Raw genomic sequence first — 16,093 nt, forward strand, 5'->3', positions numbered from 1 at the left:
TTGAATAACATTTGGCCACAATATCTGGTGTTGTTTAATTTAGAGATCACAAGATAGTGTGGTACGAGATGATTTGCAAGGGACAGATTTACCCTATTATGTGGATAAGTTTGGGATAACATGATTGTGTTAGTAGGCATTAACCTTTAGTGAAACGATTAAGTTGAAATTAGCAAAAATCAACTAAATATCTTTTAAATATCACTATTTTTAAAATATATTTTGCTTGCTTTTTTTATCATCAAGCTTTGTTTAAAAACTAACACAATCACAATATGTAGTGTTTAATAGTTGCTCACGCACTATATATTGTTAATTCCATCTAAAGGTGTTTGCCAGTTAAAAGTCGCGTTCCAGGCCAAGGCTTCAGACAAACTAGGGATATAACCCCATAGCGCGGTTGCTGTATCCATGTTTGCAGCTTTACCTGCTTGTATGTCACGCTCAGCATCACCAATATATAAACACCGCTTTGGTTCAACCTGCAATAAATCGGCACAGTATAACAGCGGATCAGGGAAAGGTTTTGCAACTGCTAAAGTATCTCCACTGACAACAACCTTTGCATGCCTTAATGCTGGTATCGCTTTAACCAATGGGGTTGTTAAAAAGCCGGGTTTGTTTGTCATGATCCCCCATTTGATCCCATTGTGATCTAGCTGCTCAAGTAATAACTCAACACCCTTAAAGCACTGAGTATATACCGCGATGTTGTCGGCATAAGCATCTAGGAGCTGTTGACGTAATAAACTTTGATTTTGTTTGGGCCATAACGCTTTATAACCGGCTTCTAATAAACCGTTCGCACCATTAGAAGCCACAGGTGTGTAAATATGTTTTGGCACAACCTGCATGTCATTATTTTTAAGTACTGTATTTAAAGCTGCACCTAAATCATCTGCTGTATCTAATAAAGTGCCATCTAAATCAAATAAAAAAGCATCATATTGGCGGGTTGAGTTTGGCTTAATCATTATTTTAGTTTCTCAAAGTGAAGAATATAATTAACACTCACATCATCATTAAGCTTATATTGCTTAGAAATAGGGTTATAAGTTAAACCAGCGCTGGCTCTAACTTTTAAACCTGCTTGTTCTGCCCAACTAATTAACTGGGCCGGTTTTATAAACTTTTTATGATCATGAGTACCTTCAGGTACCATCTTCAATATTTTCTCTGCACCAACAATAGCTAATAAATAGGCTTTAGGTGTTTTATTTAACGTTGAGAAAAAAACATCTGCGCCAGGTTTTGCAAGCTCAGCAACAGCATGAATTATCGATGCTGGATCTGGAACATGCTCAAGCATTTCCATACAAGTTATAGTATCAAAGCGAGCAGGGTGTTGTTGTGCAAATTCTTCAGCGGGAACTTTGATATAATCAACGGCCACGCCTGTTTCTAAACTATGTAATTTTGCAACGGTCAATGGCTCTTGGCCCATATCAATTCCCGTCACAATGGCTCCCATTCGTGCCATGCTTTCACTTAGTATGCCACCACCGCAGCCTACATCTAAAGTTTCTTTATCGAATAACCCTTTACATTTATTAGCAATAAAATCTAATCGTAGAGGGTTGATTTCATGCAATGGTTTAAATTCACCATCTTGGTCCCACCAACGCTCAGCGATGGCTTCAAATTTTGCTATTTCAGCGTTATCTACATTTTGATGTACGGTCATAAAATACTCCCTCGTCAGTCTGAGGCCATTATATAGGCCTAAATTGATAAATCGCAAAGTTTTGCGCCTGTAAATTAAAATTAATTGTGGTAGCATAGTTGCTTAGTAATAATAACAAACACTCTTAATACCTAATACCGGGTTATAAAGAGCAGATACTGAAGGAATGTGATATCAAATGACTGATCTCGCCAATGAAATTCTGCCAGTCAATATTGAAGACGAGTTAAAAAACTCCTACTTAGATTATGCAATGAGTGTAATTGTAGGACGTGCATTACCAGACGTACGTGATGGTTTAAAACCTGTTCACCGCCGCGTTTTGTTTGCAATGAACGAGCTTAGTAATGATTGGAACAAGCCTTACAAAAAATCAGCCCGTGTGGTTGGTGACGTAATCGGTAAATACCACCCCCATGGCGATAGTGCAGTTTATGACACTATTGTTCGTATGGCACAGCCATTTTCTCTACGTTATATGTTAGTAGATGGTCAAGGTAACTTCGGTTCGGTTGATGGTGATTCAGCGGCTGCAATGCGTTATACCGAAGTACGTATGGCAAAAATGTCGCATGAACTTTTAGCTGACCTTGAAAAAGAGACTGTTGATTTTGTTCCTAACTATGATGGAACAGAACAAATTCCTGATGTATTACCTACTAAAGTACCTAACCTATTAGTTAATGGTTCTTCGGGTATTGCCGTGGGTATGGCAACAAACATTCCTCCTCACAACTTAACAGAGGTGGTAAATGGTTGTTTAGCGCTTATCCAAAACCCAGATTTAACGATTCATGAATTAATGGATTATATTCCTGGGCCTGATTTCCCAACTGCCGCTATTATTAATGGTAAAAAAGGGATTGAACAAGCCTACTTAACGGGCCGCGGTAAAGTGTACATGCGTGCTCGCGCCGACATCGAAACCGATGAAAAAACCGGTCGCGAAACAATTATTGTTCACGAGATCCCTTATCAAGTAAACAAAGCTCGGTTAATCGAAAAAATAGCTGAACTTGTTAAAGATAAAAAAATTGAAGGCATTAGTGCGCTGCGTGATGAATCTGATAAAGACGGTATGCGTATCGTTATTGAGATTAAACGTGGTGACGTAGGTGAAGTGATATTAAACAATTTATATTCTCAAACTCAGTTACAAACTGTGTTTGGTATGAATATGGTTGCGTTAATTAACAACCAGCCTAAGTGTTTCAACCTAAAAGAAATGCTTGAAGAGTTCATTATTCACCGTCGTGAAGTTGTTACTCGTCGTACTGTTTTTGATTTACGTAAAGCCCGCGACCGTGCACATACCCTCGAAGGTTTAGCAATTGCACTTGCTAACATTGACCCAATTATCGAACTTATTCGTAAGTCGCCGACACCTGCTGAAGCGAAAGTTGCGCTAACAGCACGTCCGTGGGAATTAGGTAATGTTCAAGCCATGCTTGAAAAAGCGGGTGAAGACAATGTGGCTCGTCCAGATTGGCTCGCAGCTGATTTAGGTATTCGTGATGGTCAATACTATATTTCTGAGCAACAAGCTCAGGCAATATTAGACTTACGTTTGCATAAGTTAACGGGTTTAGAACACGAAAAAATCTTAAGCGAATACCAAGCACTACTCGATCTTATTGCAGAGTTATTACTTATTTTGGCAAGCCCAGAGCGTTTAATGGAAGTTATCCGTGATGAATTAGTTGAGATAAAAGAGCAATATGGTGATGAACGCCGTACTGAAATTAATGCTGCAGCGCATGATATTAGCCTAGAAGACCTTATCAATGAAGAAGATGTTGTTGTGACACTTTCTCATGAAGGCTATGTTAAGTACCAAGCACTGTCTGATTACGAAGCACAGCGTCGTGGCGGTAAAGGTAAGTCAGCGACTAAAATGAAAGATGAAGATTTCATTGAACGATTACTTGTTGCTAATACCCATGATACGATTTTATGTTTCTCAACAGCGGGGCGTTTATACTGGCTTAAAGTATATCAATTACCGCTAGCGAGTCGTGCTGCTCGTGGTAAGCCAATTGTAAACTTATTACCACTTGAAGACGACGAACGTATTACTGCGATTTTACCAGTACGTGAGTACGAAGAAGATAAATACATCTTCATGGCAACCGCATTTGGTACTGTTAAGAAAACACCATTAACTGCCTACAGTCGTCAACGTGCAAGCGGTATTATTGCTGTTAACTTAAATGAAGGCGATAGCTTAATTGGCGTAGATATTACTGACGGCAGTAACGAAATTATGTTATTTACTGATGCCGGTAAAGTAGTCCGCTTTAAAGAAGCTGAAGAAACCCCAGTGCTTGATGAAAATGGAACACCGGTTCTAGATGAGCAAGGTAACCCAGAAATTAAGTTTAAAGGTGTACGTCCAATGGGTCGTACAGCAACGGGTGTTCGCGGTATTAAAATGGCCGATGAGCAACGTGTCGTTTCTTTAATAGTACCTAAAACAGACGGCGCTATATTGACGGTAACCGAGAATGGGTATGGGAAACGTACTCAACTTGCTGATTACCCGTCGAAGAGCCGTGCTACGCAAGGTGTGGTTTCGATTAAAGTCAGTGAGCGTAATGGTTCTGTTGTTGGCGCTGTTCAAGTTGATGACAACGATGAAATAATGATTATTTCAAACCGTGGTACATTAGTAAGAACACGCGTTAACGAAGTTTCTACTGTTGGACGTAATACTCAAGGTGTTATTCTAATAAGAACTATTGACGAAGAGCAGGTAGTTGGTTTACAACGTATAGAAGAAATTGAAGTTGACGAGTTAGAAGATACTTCAATTATAGACGTTGAGGCTACTGAAGCTGTTATAGAAGATAGTGTGGATGATAATCCACCTTCTGAATAACAATTAAAAAAAAGCGGCTAAGGCCGCTTTTTTTAATGATGTTGAAAAAAATTAATAATACTTTAAATAATTAAGCAGTTTAAATTACTGGAATGAGGCAAAGGTAATGAGTAAATATAATTTCTGTGCAGGCCCGGCGATGTTACCGCCGGCTGTTATGAAAAAAGCGCAACAAGAGTTTTTAGATTGGCAAGACCTAGGTGTCTCTGTGATGGAAATAAGCCATCGAAGTAGTGATTTTTTGGCATTAACTGAAAAATGTGAAGCAAGCCTTCGTCGGTTAATGAATATCAGTGATGAATTTGAAGTGCTATTTATGCACGGAGGAGGGCGTGGCCAATTTGCTGCCGTACCACTGAATCTTCATTTAGATAACAAAACGGCAGTGTATTGTGAAAATGGTGTATGGTCAAAAAGTGCAACAACCGAAGCTCAAAAGTTTACTGACGCAACATCAATCAATGTACGAAATGATAGTGAAGATGAGTTCTCAATAGCACCCGTTAACGAGTGGAAGCTACCAAAAGATGCATCATATATTCATTATTGCCCTAATGAGACCGTCGATGGATTAGAGATTTTTGATGTGCCTTCTCATCCAACAGCCCCCATTGTCGCTGATATGTCATCAACTATTTTATCTCGCGAAATAGATGTAAACAAATTTGATTTAATTTATGCCGGGGCACAAAAGAATATTGGTCCTTCAGGTATTTCTATAGTCATTGTACGTAAAACCTTATTAAGCCGTACAGGGTTGCCCAAGCCAGGGATTTTTGATTACGCCTTAGAAGCAAAGCAAGGCAGTATGTTTAATACTCCACCTACATTTGCTTGGTATCTAGCAGCTGAAGTATTTGATTGGCTAGAAAAAAGCGGTGGTGTAGGCGCAATGCAAGCACAAAATATTGCTAAAGCAAACTTATTATATGATTTTATAGATGAGTCAGATTTTTATTCAAATAAAGTAGCAAAGCACTGTCGCTCACGTATGAATGTGCCTTTTTGGCTTAACGATGAGAGTTTAAATGCACTGTTTGTAGAGCAATCAAAAGATGCCGGCTTATTAGCTCTTGAAGGACATAGAATCGTCGGCGGCATGCGCGCTAGTATCTATAACGCTATGCCGATAGAAGGTGTGCAAGCATTAGTTGACTTTATGGCGAAATTTGCACAGGAGAACAGCTAATGGAACAATTACGTTTAGAACCAATTTCTAGTGTAAATGGTACGGTTACATTACCGGGCTCTAAAAGCCTTTCAAACCGTATTTTACTTTTAGCTGCTTTAGCTAAAGGAACAACGGTTGTAGAAAATTTATTAGATAGCGATGACATTCGTCATATGTTAGGCGCCTTAAAGCTACTGGGTGTAACTGTTACCCTGAACGAAGCACGAACAGTGGCAACCGTTGAAGGGGTGGGTGGCGTATTCGAAACCCCAGCAGAGCCTTTATTTTTAGGTAATGCAGGAACTGCTTATCGTCCATTAACTGCGGTGTTAAGTGCTATCAAGGGTGACTATGAACTCATTGGTGAACCACGCATGGAAGAGCGCCCAATCGGTCACTTGGTTGAAGCATTAACAGCACTCGGTGGACAGGTTAAATATACCAAACATTTAGATTACCCTCCTTTAAAAATCTCAGGCGGTCAAATCAGGGGTGGTAAAGTAGAAATTGATGGCAGTATTTCAAGTCAGTTTTTAACTGCATTATTAATGGCTGCGCCTTTGTTCAGTGGTGATACTGAAATACATATTAAAGGGACGTTAGTATCAAAACCTTATATAGACATCACGCTTGATGTTATGGCGCGCTTTGGCATTACAGTTGAACATAATAATTATACTGTATTTAATGTTAAAGGAGGTCAACAATATCAAGCACTTTCACGCATTATGGTTGAAGGGGATGCCTCATCTGCATCGTATTTTGTGGCCGCGGCGGCAATAGCCGGTGGTGAAATAGAGATAAAAGGGGTGGGCGCTAAATCAGTTCAAGGTGATATTGGTTTTGCAAAAGTAATGGAGCAAGTTGGCGCCAAAATAGATTGGTATGATGAACGTCTAGTGGTCCGTAAAGGGGAACTAAAAGGGGTTGATATTGATGCCAATGCTATTCCTGATGCTGCGATGACGTTAGCAACGGTGGCCCTTTTTGCTAAAGGACCGACTGCTATTCGTAATATTTATAATTGGCGTGTAAAAGAAACCGATAGACTTTATGCGATGGCGACAGAACTTAAGAAGCTCGGTGCTGATGTTGTTGAAGGGCATGATTTTATAGAAATTAATCCACCTTCTTCGTTTAATGACGTTGCCATTGATACCTATGATGATCATCGCATTGCAATGTGTTTTGCAATGGTTGCTGTTGGTGGGCATGTCATTACGATTAATGATCCTAAATGCACTTTTAAAACGTTCCCGACTTTTTTTGAAGTACTTAAATCTGTAAGTGAATAAGCTATATTTATTTAAATATAAAAAGTTACATACTAAAAGCGGATTTAATTTTTTATCTGGCGTATAATACCGCGGTTTATTTTGGTGTGCATTGCAGGAGGTTATAAATGCAGGCGTTATTAATGCCCGTAATCACCGTTGATGGTCCAAGTGGTTCAGGAAAAGGAACTGTTTGTCGCTTATTAGCTGAGAAATTAGGATGGGATGTACTTGATAGTGGGGCAATATACCGTGTCTTATCATTGGCTGCATTACATCATCAAATTGCTTTAGATAATGAAGAAGCCCTTGTACCTTTGGCTGCAAATTTAGATGTTCAGTTTTTAGTTGATGCACAAACTAATGCAGGTAAAGTTATTTTAGAAGGTGAAGATGTTACAACGACAATTCGTAATGAAGAAGTCGGCTCTGCAGCTTCAAAAGTAGCCTCTTTACCGCGCGTTCGCGAAGCATTATTACGTCGTCAACGCGCATTTAAAACAGAAAATGGCTTAATCGCAGATGGTCGTGATATGGGAACTGTGGTTTTTGATACAGCCCCATTAAAAATATACTTAACTGCAAGTGCACAGGAGCGTGCACGTAGAAGGTATGTTGAGTTGAATGCGCGCGGCCTTGATGTTACACTAAGTGGTCTATTACAAGATATACAAGCACGCGATGATCGCGATATGAATCGTGAAGTGGCGCCGCTTGTGCCTGCAGAAGATGCAATTGAGATTGATACAAGCGAGCTTAATGCTCAGCAAGTATTTGATAAAGTTATGACTTTAGTCGATATTGCAATTTCACAAGGTAAACTTCCTAAACGAAGTTAAACATTATTTTATGCACCAGCAGGATGCCAGTGCAATTTTAACAACCCCATGCAGCATGGTTGCTAATTGGTATTAATATATGAGACGTATATTCGTATGTCAGAAAATTTTGCGCAGTTATTTGAAGAAAGCCTAAAGGGTTTTGAAGCAGAGCAAGGCTCTATTGTTAAAGGTACAGTAATCTCAATTGAGAATAACATTGTACTTGTAGATGCTGGTCTTAAATCAGAAAGTGCTATCCCTGCAGAGCAATTCAAAAATGCTGCTGGTGAACTAGAAGTTGCTGTTGGTGACGAAGTAGATGTTGCACTTGATGCAATTGAAGATGGTTTCGGTGAAACTATCCTTTCTCGTGAGAAAGCTAAACGTCACGAAGCATGGATCCGTCTTGAAAAAGCATGTGAAGAGCAAGAAACTGTTACTGGTATTATCAACGGTAAAGTTAAAGGCGGTTTCACTGTTGAAGTTGATACAATTCGTGCTTTCCTACCTGGTTCACTTGTTGATGTTCGTCCAGTACGTGACACAACTCACCTTGAAGGCAAAGAGCTTGAATTTAAAGTAATCAAGCTTGATCAAAAACGTAACAACGTTGTTGTTTCACGTCGTGCAGTTATCGAATCAGAAAACTCACAAGAACGTGAAGAGCTTCTTGCTAACCTTGTTGAAGGTCAAGAAGTTAAAGGTATCGTTAAGAACCTTACAGACTACGGTGCATTCGTTGATCTTGGTGGTGTTGATGGTTTACTACACATTACTGATATGGCGTGGAAGCGTGTTAAGCACCCTTCAGAAATCGTTAATGTTGGCGACGAAATCGCAGTTAAAGTTCTTAAATTCGACAAAGATAAAACTCGTGTATCTCTAGGCCTTAAACAGCTTGGTGAAGATCCATGGGCAGCTATCGCTGGTCGTTACCCTGAAGGTTCTAAACTTTCTGGTCGTGTAACTAACCTTACTGACTACGGTTGTTTCGTAGAAATCGAAGAAGGTGTTGAAGGTTTAGTACACGTTTCTGAAATGGATTGGACTAACAAGAACATCCATCCTTCTAAAGTTGTAAGCCTTGGCGACAACGTAGAAGTTATGGTTTTAGAAATTGACGAAGAACGTCGTCGTATTTCTCTTGGTCTTAAGCAATGTATTGCTAATCCTTGGCAAGAATTTGCTCGTCTTCAAAACAAAGGCGATCAAGTTACTGGTAAGATCAAATCAATCACTGACTTCGGTATCTTTATCGGTCTTGACGGTGGAATTGATGGTCTTGTACACCTTTCAGATATTTCTTGGAATACACCTGGCGAAGAAGCTGTGCGTGAATTCAAGAAAGGCGACGAAATCACTGCTATCGTATTACAAGTTGACCCAGAGCGTGAACGTATTTCTCTAGGTGTTAAACAAATCGAAGCTGACCCATTCAATAACTACCTTGATGCAAACAAAAAAGGTGCTATTGTTAAAGGTAAAGTGACTGAAGTTGATGCGAAAGGCGCAACTGTTGAGCTAATCGAAGGCGTTGAAGGTTACATCCGTGTAGCTGATATCGCTCAAGAACGTGTTGAAGATGCAACGACTGTTGTTTCTGTAGGCGCTGAAATCGAAGCTAAATACGTTGGTGTTGATCGTAAGAACCGCACTTTAAGCTTATCTGTTAAAGCTCTTTTCGAAGCAGAAGAGAAAGAAGTACTAGAGAAGCTTAAGAAAGAAGAGCCAGTGTTTGAAAACGCAATGGCAGCTGCTTTCGCAAATGCACAAAAAGACTAATTAGTTAGTCTTTCGATTGGAAGGGCATTTAGCCCTTCCTTTATTATCCTTAAGGAAATGCTATGACTAAGTCAGAATTGATAGAAACCCTTGCCGAACAACATGCTCATGTACCTATTAAAGATGTTGAAAATGCAGTAAAAGAAATTCTTGAACAAATGGCCGGATCATTATCTACATCAGATAGAATTGAAATCCGTGGTTTTGGTAGTTTCTCATTACACTTTCGTGCTCCTCGTACTGGTCGTAATCCTAAAACAGGTGATACAGTTGAATTAGAAGGCAAGCATGTACCTCATTTTAAACCAGGCAAAGAATTAAGAGACCGTGTTAACGCGAGTATTGCCTAGTTACCATTTGGAGTTGTTATTTGTTTAGGGTATTAAAATTTATCCTGGTAGCAATATGCTTAATTTGTGCATTTGTTCTTGGATCGCAAAATCCACAATTGACACAAGTTAACTATATTATTGCTAGTAGTACATTACCTTTAGCTGTGATTATTAGCCTATGTTTTTTAGTAGGGGTAGCCATAGGATGTTTATTAAGTTTTAAAATGTTTTCGCAATTAAAATGGCAAAATTACCAACTTAAAAAACAATTAACACCCGAAAATAATAAAAAGCTCTCAGCTAATAAAGAAATTTAATTATGATTGAGCTTTTGTTTTTACTATTGCCCGTAGCAGCAGGATATGGCTGGATTATGGGTAAAAATAGTGCCCGAAATCATGCTCATCAAGTTAATCGTCAAATCACATCTGAATACAGTAAAGGTTTAAAATTTTTACTGGACCGCGAAGAAGACCAAGGCTTAGAACACTTAATAAAATTACTTGAAGTGTCCGCTGACTCTGTCGATCATTACTCAACATTAGCGACTATGTTTCGCCGTCGTGGTGAATTAGATCGTGCTATTAAAATCCATGAATTATTGCTTAAGCACCCTAGCTTAGATGAGCAACAAGCTGCAAATAGTCGGCTTGAATTAGCTGAAGACTATATTATGGCGGGTCTACTAGATAGTGCTGAAGAGCATTTAGTTTGGTTAGTAAAAGCAGGGCATGAAGAAGCGCTTGACCCAATTATTACTTTATATTCGCAAACACGCGAGTGGGAAAAGGGCATTAATATGTTTGAAGCCCACAGTGAACTGTTCACTAAAGCACAACATATTAAAGCGATAGCCAACTTTTACTGTGAAATTGCACTTACCAGTGAAGATCACCAAATAATGCGCAAGGCTATCAGCTTAAATAAAAAAGCTATTCGCCCCTTGTATGAATTAGGGTTATTTGCATTTAACCAACAGGATTTTGTAAAAGCAATTTATTATTGGCGCGAATTAATTAATCAATTTACTTTTTGTGCTCCATTATTTATTGAAGAATTATCTTTAAGTTATAAAGAATTAAATTTAACCAGCCAATTTCACGAACTATTATTAGAGTTAATCGAGAAAGGGGGCGTGTTAATAAAAATTAAACATTGTCAGGCTCTATTAGAGCAAGGGCAAAATAAGCAAGCCTTTGAATTTTTAACCGATAGCTTAAAACGTCAACCAACCATACGCGGCTTTAGTTTTTTATTACAATTAATGGCAAAGCAACATAGTAATAATGCGGATGTGTTAGATCAAATTGATAAATTAGTCACAGCGTATATTTCTAAAAAACCTGATTTTCAATGTCAGCATTGTGGTTTTACAAGCCACACAATTTATTGGAATTGTCCTTCTTGTAAACATTGGGAAACAATTGTCCCCGCAAGAGGAATCGACGGTTTCTAGCTGACAACTTTTTTATACCCCCTCCATACATAGGATATTTATGTCTTTAGAAGATAACAAAAAAGTCCTCATAGCATTAGATTATGATGAAAAACAAACCGCACTTGATTTTGTAAAACAATTATCACCTGATACCTGCAGACTCAAAGTCGGAAAAGAAATGTTTACGTATTTCGGTCCTGATTTTGTTAAAGAGTTAATTGATTTAGGTTTTGATGTTTTTCTAGATTTAAAATTTCATGACATCCCGAATACGGTTGCTAAAGCAGTTACTGCAGCGGCTAAATTGGGCGTATGGATGGTTAATGTGCATGCATCAGGTGGATTAGAGATGATGGAAAAAGCAAAGCAAGCTCTTAATGAGTTTGGTGATAAAGCACCTCTACTGATTGCAGTTACAGTTTTAACCAGTATGGATGAAGCTCAACTTAAGCGATTGGGCATAACAAAATCCCCACAAGAGCAAGTAATGTATTTAGCTAAATTAACAAAAGAAGCTGGCTTAGATGGTGTTGTTTGTTCTGCTCAAGAAGCGAGTGTACTAAAAGCTGAATTGGGTCAGTCATTTAAGTTAATAACTCCTGGGATCCGACCGCAGGGGAGTGATGCTGGAGATCAAAAGAGAATTATGACTCCTAAGCAGGCTATTGATGCGGGTAGTGACTATTTAGTGATAGGTAGACCGATTACACAAGCCTCTAATCCTAGCCTTGTTTTAGAAGATGTTAACAAAAGTATTTTTAATTAACAAAAAGCAATAAAAAAGGTCCAAACCCTTTTATTATTATTTATTTATGGTACATTAATAAAATGAATTCTAGTAGTAAGGGTTTGATTTGAAGTTGATTTTTGGTTCTACTTGTATTTTTATTGCATTTTTCTCAGTTAATAAATATGTATTTTCAAGTAAAGTTTATGAAGGGGCTAGTTTAGTGACAGATATAATTTCTAGTTACCCGGTTAATATCTTTGATTTTAAAGAAACTATGGATAAATATGCACAACATTTATGCTATGTTAATGAAGAAGTTTTAGAGTTTCAAAATGTTAGTATTGATGAATGCATAACTCAGCATGAAAACAATAAAGCACAATGTGCAGATAAGATTTTTAGACTTGCTCCACTAAATCTGCAATCAAAAGACATTGTGTTAGATTATTCTCAGCAGTATAAGCACTGTGCTTTACCGTATAAGTATATCGTAGGTTAATAAACGCACACAATTGTATGCGCTATTATTTATACCATTATTTTAAGCGAATGGATTTCGCTTCTATATCAATTAAACCTTGTTTAAATAACCCACCAATCGCCTTTTTGTAGTTTGCTTTACTGGTAGAAAATATACGCTTTATTGCTTCAGGATCTGATTTATCACCTAGTGCAAGTACTCCACCTTCGTTTTTTAACTTCTCTAGTATTTTATCACCAAGTTCACTTACTTTACCCATTCCTGGCTTTTCTAGTAAAACATCAATTTTTCCATCGTCACGTACTTTTTGAATATAACCTTTGAGTTTTTGACCTACAAAGAGGCTTTTAAAAACCATATTATAAAAAACAACACCAAAATGTGCTTCGTTGATTAATACTTTATAACCGATATCCGTTTTACCAGCGACAATCAAATCAACTTCTTCTAACTTTTCATACTCAGGTAAATCTTTTGATAAAAATCGATTAAAGTTAGATGATGCACAAATACGTTGGCTTGCGTTATCTAAATACAATCGAATTAAGTAAGAGTGACCTTCTTGCATCTTTGGTTTTTGTTCATTAAAAGGGGCAAGTACATCTTTTTCTAATCCCCAATCTAAAAAAGCGCCAATGCTATTAATTTCTTTAACACGTAGTAGGGCGTATTCACCTACTTGAGCATGGGGTTTTTTTACTGTTGCTGTAGGTAAATTAGCATTATCTAAAAAAATAAAAACACTAATACTATCACCAGCTTCTAATTCATCTTTTATTTCATGTTTAGGTAAAAAAACTTCGCCTAAATCATGACCATCTAGGTATGCGCCTTCGTTACTAACTTCTTTTACAAATAAGGTTTGTGTGGTGCCAAGGTAACTCATAATTATTCCTGCTCAGTCTTTTTTTTACGGCGCATGGGTGTATCACCATCGATATTTAGGGGGGCTTTAATAGGCGCCGTCGGTTTTTTAGGTTTTGTTTTACGTTTAAATGCTGGCTTTTTCGTAAGAGCAGGCTGTGCTTTATTTTTGCCAGATGCTGATACTGGTTTTTTCTCTTTTAGACCTTTAAATTTAGCCTTTAAACCATCAACACTTGAGAATGTTAGCTCATCATTTAAAAATGATTTTATTGCTAAGTAACTTAGCCAATCTTTTGGGCCAACTAACGATAGTGCGTTACCTTTAAAGCCAGCTCGGCCAGTGCGACCAATACGATGAACATATTCTTCGGCGTGCTTTGGTAAGTCAAAATTAATTACATGGGTTACACTGAGTAAATCTAAACCACGTGAGGCAACATCGGTTGTAATTAATATTTTAAAGTTTTCGCGGCTAAACGCATCCATAATATCTAGGCGTTTATTTTGTGTTAAATCGCCCGCTAACGCGACAGATTTAAATCCTTTGGCATTTAATGACTCACTTAAACGACTTGTATCTGCACGCGTGGCCGTGAAAATAATACATTGACCCACATTATCTTGTGTTAAAAAGTGTTCAAGTAAAGCCTCTTTATGATCAAGATGATCAGCTAAATACAAGGTTTGCTTAATATCACTGTGTTGCTCGTTAGCGGCACTAAGCGCAATTTGCTTTGGTTTTTTTAATAAATTACGTGATAGAGCATCAACTTGAGCATGATCTAATGTTGCTGAAAATAACAATGTTTGGCGCAAACGATGATTGGCTTGCTCGTTTATTAATTTTAATTGTTCAGTAAAGCCTAAATCTAAAATACGATCTGCCTCATCAAAAATGAGTAACTCTAAACCGCTTAATTGTAATGAGCGCTTAGTGATATGATCAGCAAGGCGACCAGGGGTTGCAATGACAAATTGAGGGTCATTTCGTAGCGCTTTTATCTGATCGTTAAAGTTTTCACCCCCCAAAATTTTTACTGATTTAATGGCTGTGCCAGCTATCAATAAACGTAGTTGGGTAAATACCTGCGTAGCAAGTTCACGAGTTGGGGCAACAATTAATACCCGTGGATCACGTTTACTGAGCGCTTTTTGTTTCATTACTCGCTGTACAGCTGGTAATAAAAACGCTAATGTTTTGCCCGACCCAGTTTTTGACTGAGCGAATATATCATGCCCTGCTAGTGCTGTTGGCACTGCATGCGCTTGAATGTCGGTGGGCTGGGTGATCCCCTGATGTGCTAGTTGTGTTTCAAGGCGAGTATCAATCCCAAGATCAGTAAACTGCAATGTGTATTTCTCCAAAATAAGCAAAATTCGGTAACGTTTAGTTTGGTTATTATAACGTACACAGACAGGTTGCTAATAGCAAAATAGAAATTATAAACTGATTTTTTGCATTTAATTTTAAAAAGCGTAAAATACGCGCCCCATATGCGCCGGATTTACGATTCGGTTATTGCCACTTTTGGCACCAAAGCAAAATAGGAAAACTATAATGACTGCTATTGATAAGAAATATGTGACTGACCAACATTATGTTGTTTGTGCTCTTTATAAATTTGTCTCGTTACCGAATTTTGAGGCACTGCGCGAACCATTACTTGATGTTATGCAAAAAAATGATGTACGCGGTACTTTATTACTTGCAGCTGAAGGTATTAACGGTACGGTTTCGGCCAAGCGTGAAAGCATCGATAATTTACTAAGCTGGCTCGATAAACAAGAACATTTAGATAATATTGTTACCAAAGAATCATTTGACGATGAATGCCCGTTTTATCGTACTAAAGTAAAATTAAAAAATGAAATTGTCACTATGGGTGTTGAAGGTGTTGATCCTTTAAAAGTTGTTGGTAGTTATGTAAAACCTAAAGATTGGAACGCACTTATCTCTGACCCTGATGTTGTTTTAATTGACACTCGAAATGATTATGAAATTGAAATTGGTACATTCCAAAATGCAGTCGATCCCAATACAAAAACATTTAGAGAATTCCCTCAGTGGGCAAAAGAAAACCTAGATCCAGAAAAACATAAAAAAGTTGCTATGTTTTGCACTGGGGGTATACGCTGCGAAAAATCAACAGCTTACATGAAAGAGCAGGGATTTGATGAGGTATACCACTTAGAAGGAGGTATTTTAAAATACCTTGAGGAAGTACCCCAAGAAGAAACCATGTGGGAAGGTGAATGTTTTGTTTTTGATAATCGAGTGGCAGTCGATCACGACCTACAAAAAGGGGCTTATGATCAATGTCATGCTTGTCGTATGCCTATTACAGAAGAAGAAAAGCTAAAGCCTGAGTATGCAGAAGGCGTATCGTGTCATCATTGTATTGATAATGTGACTGATGAACAAAGAGCCCGTTTTGCTGAACGTCAAAAACAAATTGAACTTGCACAAGCAAGAGGTGAAGGACACATAGGTAACGAAGCGCAAGCGGTGTTAAAGCAACGTAAAGATAAGAAACAAGCAATCAAACAAGCGCAACGCGCGAAATAATCTGATTAAATTAAACCACTTAGTTATAACTAAGTGGTTTATTCCTAGCAATGTCACTGATATAAAATA

General features: G+C 38.1%; 15 protein-coding genes. 11 read left to right on the plus strand and 4 right to left on the minus strand.

The features are described 5' to 3' along the window. Window positions 1–302: 302 nt before the first annotated feature. Together J8L70_RS03855 and ubiG are read right to left on the minus strand one after the other, a co-directional pair. A complete protein-coding gene (locus J8L70_RS03855) occupies window positions 303–974 on the minus strand; it encodes an HAD-IA family hydrolase (RefSeq protein WP_211054161.1) in 672 nt (223 codons plus the stop codon). Next, a complete protein-coding gene (ubiG, locus tag J8L70_RS03860; RefSeq protein ID WP_211054162.1) occupies window positions 974–1,684 on the minus strand; it encodes a bifunctional 2-polyprenyl-6-hydroxyphenol methylase/3-demethylubiquinol 3-O-methyltransferase UbiG in 711 nt (236 codons plus the stop codon). The genes J8L70_RS03855 and ubiG overlap by 1 nt, the downstream gene beginning before the upstream one ends. A gap of 178 nt (window positions 1,685–1,862) precedes the next feature. Here ubiG and gyrA point away from each other — a divergent pair, with 178 nt between their 5' ends. From gyrA to J8L70_RS03910, 10 genes are all read left to right on the plus strand, one after another. Beyond that, entirely contained in the window at window positions 1,863–4,562 is a 2,700-nt protein-coding gene (gene gyrA, locus J8L70_RS03865) for a DNA topoisomerase (ATP-hydrolyzing) subunit A (RefSeq protein WP_211054163.1), read from the plus strand. A 106-nt stretch (window positions 4,563–4,668) separates the two neighbouring features. After that, complete coding sequence (serC, locus tag J8L70_RS03870; RefSeq protein WP_211054164.1) at window positions 4,669–5,751, plus strand: 3-phosphoserine/phosphohydroxythreonine transaminase; 1,083 nt, start codon at window positions 4,669–4,671, stop codon at window positions 5,749–5,751. Next, the gene (gene aroA, locus J8L70_RS03875) at window positions 5,751–7,028 is read left to right on the plus strand and encodes a 3-phosphoshikimate 1-carboxyvinyltransferase (RefSeq protein WP_211054165.1); all 1,278 of its coding nucleotides are present in this window, start codon (window positions 5,751–5,753) and stop codon (window positions 7,026–7,028) included. Before serC ends, aroA begins: the two co-directional genes overlap by 1 nt. A 107-nt stretch (window positions 7,029–7,135) precedes the next feature. Further along, window positions 7,136–7,846, plus strand: coding sequence for a (d)CMP kinase (gene cmk / locus J8L70_RS03880; RefSeq protein ID WP_211054166.1), 711 nt, complete (start codon window positions 7,136–7,138; stop codon window positions 7,844–7,846). 96 nt (window positions 7,847–7,942) lie between these two features. Next, entirely contained in the window at window positions 7,943–9,610 is a 1,668-nt protein-coding gene (gene rpsA, locus J8L70_RS03885; protein WP_211054167.1) for a 30S ribosomal protein S1, read from the plus strand. 62 nt (window positions 9,611–9,672) lie between these two features. Next, on the plus strand, window positions 9,673–9,960 hold the full coding sequence (ihfB, locus tag J8L70_RS03890) for an integration host factor subunit beta (RefSeq protein ID WP_211054168.1): 288 nt from the start codon (window positions 9,673–9,675) through the stop codon (window positions 9,958–9,960). Window positions 9,961–9,980: 20 nt separating this feature from the next. Beyond that, complete coding sequence (locus tag J8L70_RS03895) at window positions 9,981–10,259, plus strand: LapA family protein (protein WP_211054169.1); 279 nt, start codon at window positions 9,981–9,983, stop codon at window positions 10,257–10,259. 2 nt (window positions 10,260–10,261) lie between these two features. Further along, window positions 10,262–11,398, plus strand: a complete 1,137-nt coding sequence (gene lapB / locus J8L70_RS03900) for a lipopolysaccharide assembly protein LapB (protein WP_211054170.1) — start codon at window positions 10,262–10,264, stop codon at window positions 11,396–11,398. Between the two features lie 40 nt (window positions 11,399–11,438). Next, window positions 11,439–12,146, plus strand: coding sequence for an orotidine-5'-phosphate decarboxylase (pyrF, locus tag J8L70_RS03905; RefSeq protein ID WP_211054171.1), 708 nt, complete (start codon window positions 11,439–11,441; stop codon window positions 12,144–12,146). Window positions 12,147–12,234: 88 nt separating this feature from the next. Further along, a complete protein-coding gene (locus J8L70_RS03910; protein ID WP_211054172.1) occupies window positions 12,235–12,609 on the plus strand; it encodes a hypothetical protein in 375 nt (124 codons plus the stop codon). A 37-nt stretch (window positions 12,610–12,646) separates the two neighbouring features. Here J8L70_RS03910 and J8L70_RS03915 read toward each other — a convergent pair whose 3' ends face one another. Continuing rightward, window positions 12,647–13,477 (minus strand): S1-like domain-containing RNA-binding protein, encoded by an 831-nt coding sequence (locus tag J8L70_RS03915; RefSeq protein ID WP_211054173.1) that lies wholly within the window; start codon window positions 13,475–13,477, stop codon window positions 12,647–12,649. A 2-nt stretch (window positions 13,478–13,479) separates the two neighbouring features. Further along, window positions 13,480–14,808, minus strand: coding sequence for a DEAD/DEAH box helicase (locus J8L70_RS03920; RefSeq protein ID WP_211054174.1), 1,329 nt, complete (start codon window positions 14,806–14,808; stop codon window positions 13,480–13,482). Window positions 14,809–15,016: 208 nt separating this feature from the next. On the opposite strand from J8L70_RS03920, the gene J8L70_RS03925 reads away from it, so the two are divergent. After that, window positions 15,017–16,024, plus strand: coding sequence for a rhodanese-related sulfurtransferase (locus J8L70_RS03925; RefSeq protein WP_211054175.1), 1,008 nt, complete (start codon window positions 15,017–15,019; stop codon window positions 16,022–16,024). Window positions 16,025–16,093: the final 69 nt, after the last annotated feature.

This window comes from Pseudoalteromonas sp. MMG010, assembly GCF_018100905.1.
In the GTDB taxonomy this organism is placed as follows: domain Bacteria; phylum Pseudomonadota; class Gammaproteobacteria; order Enterobacterales; family Alteromonadaceae; genus Pseudoalteromonas.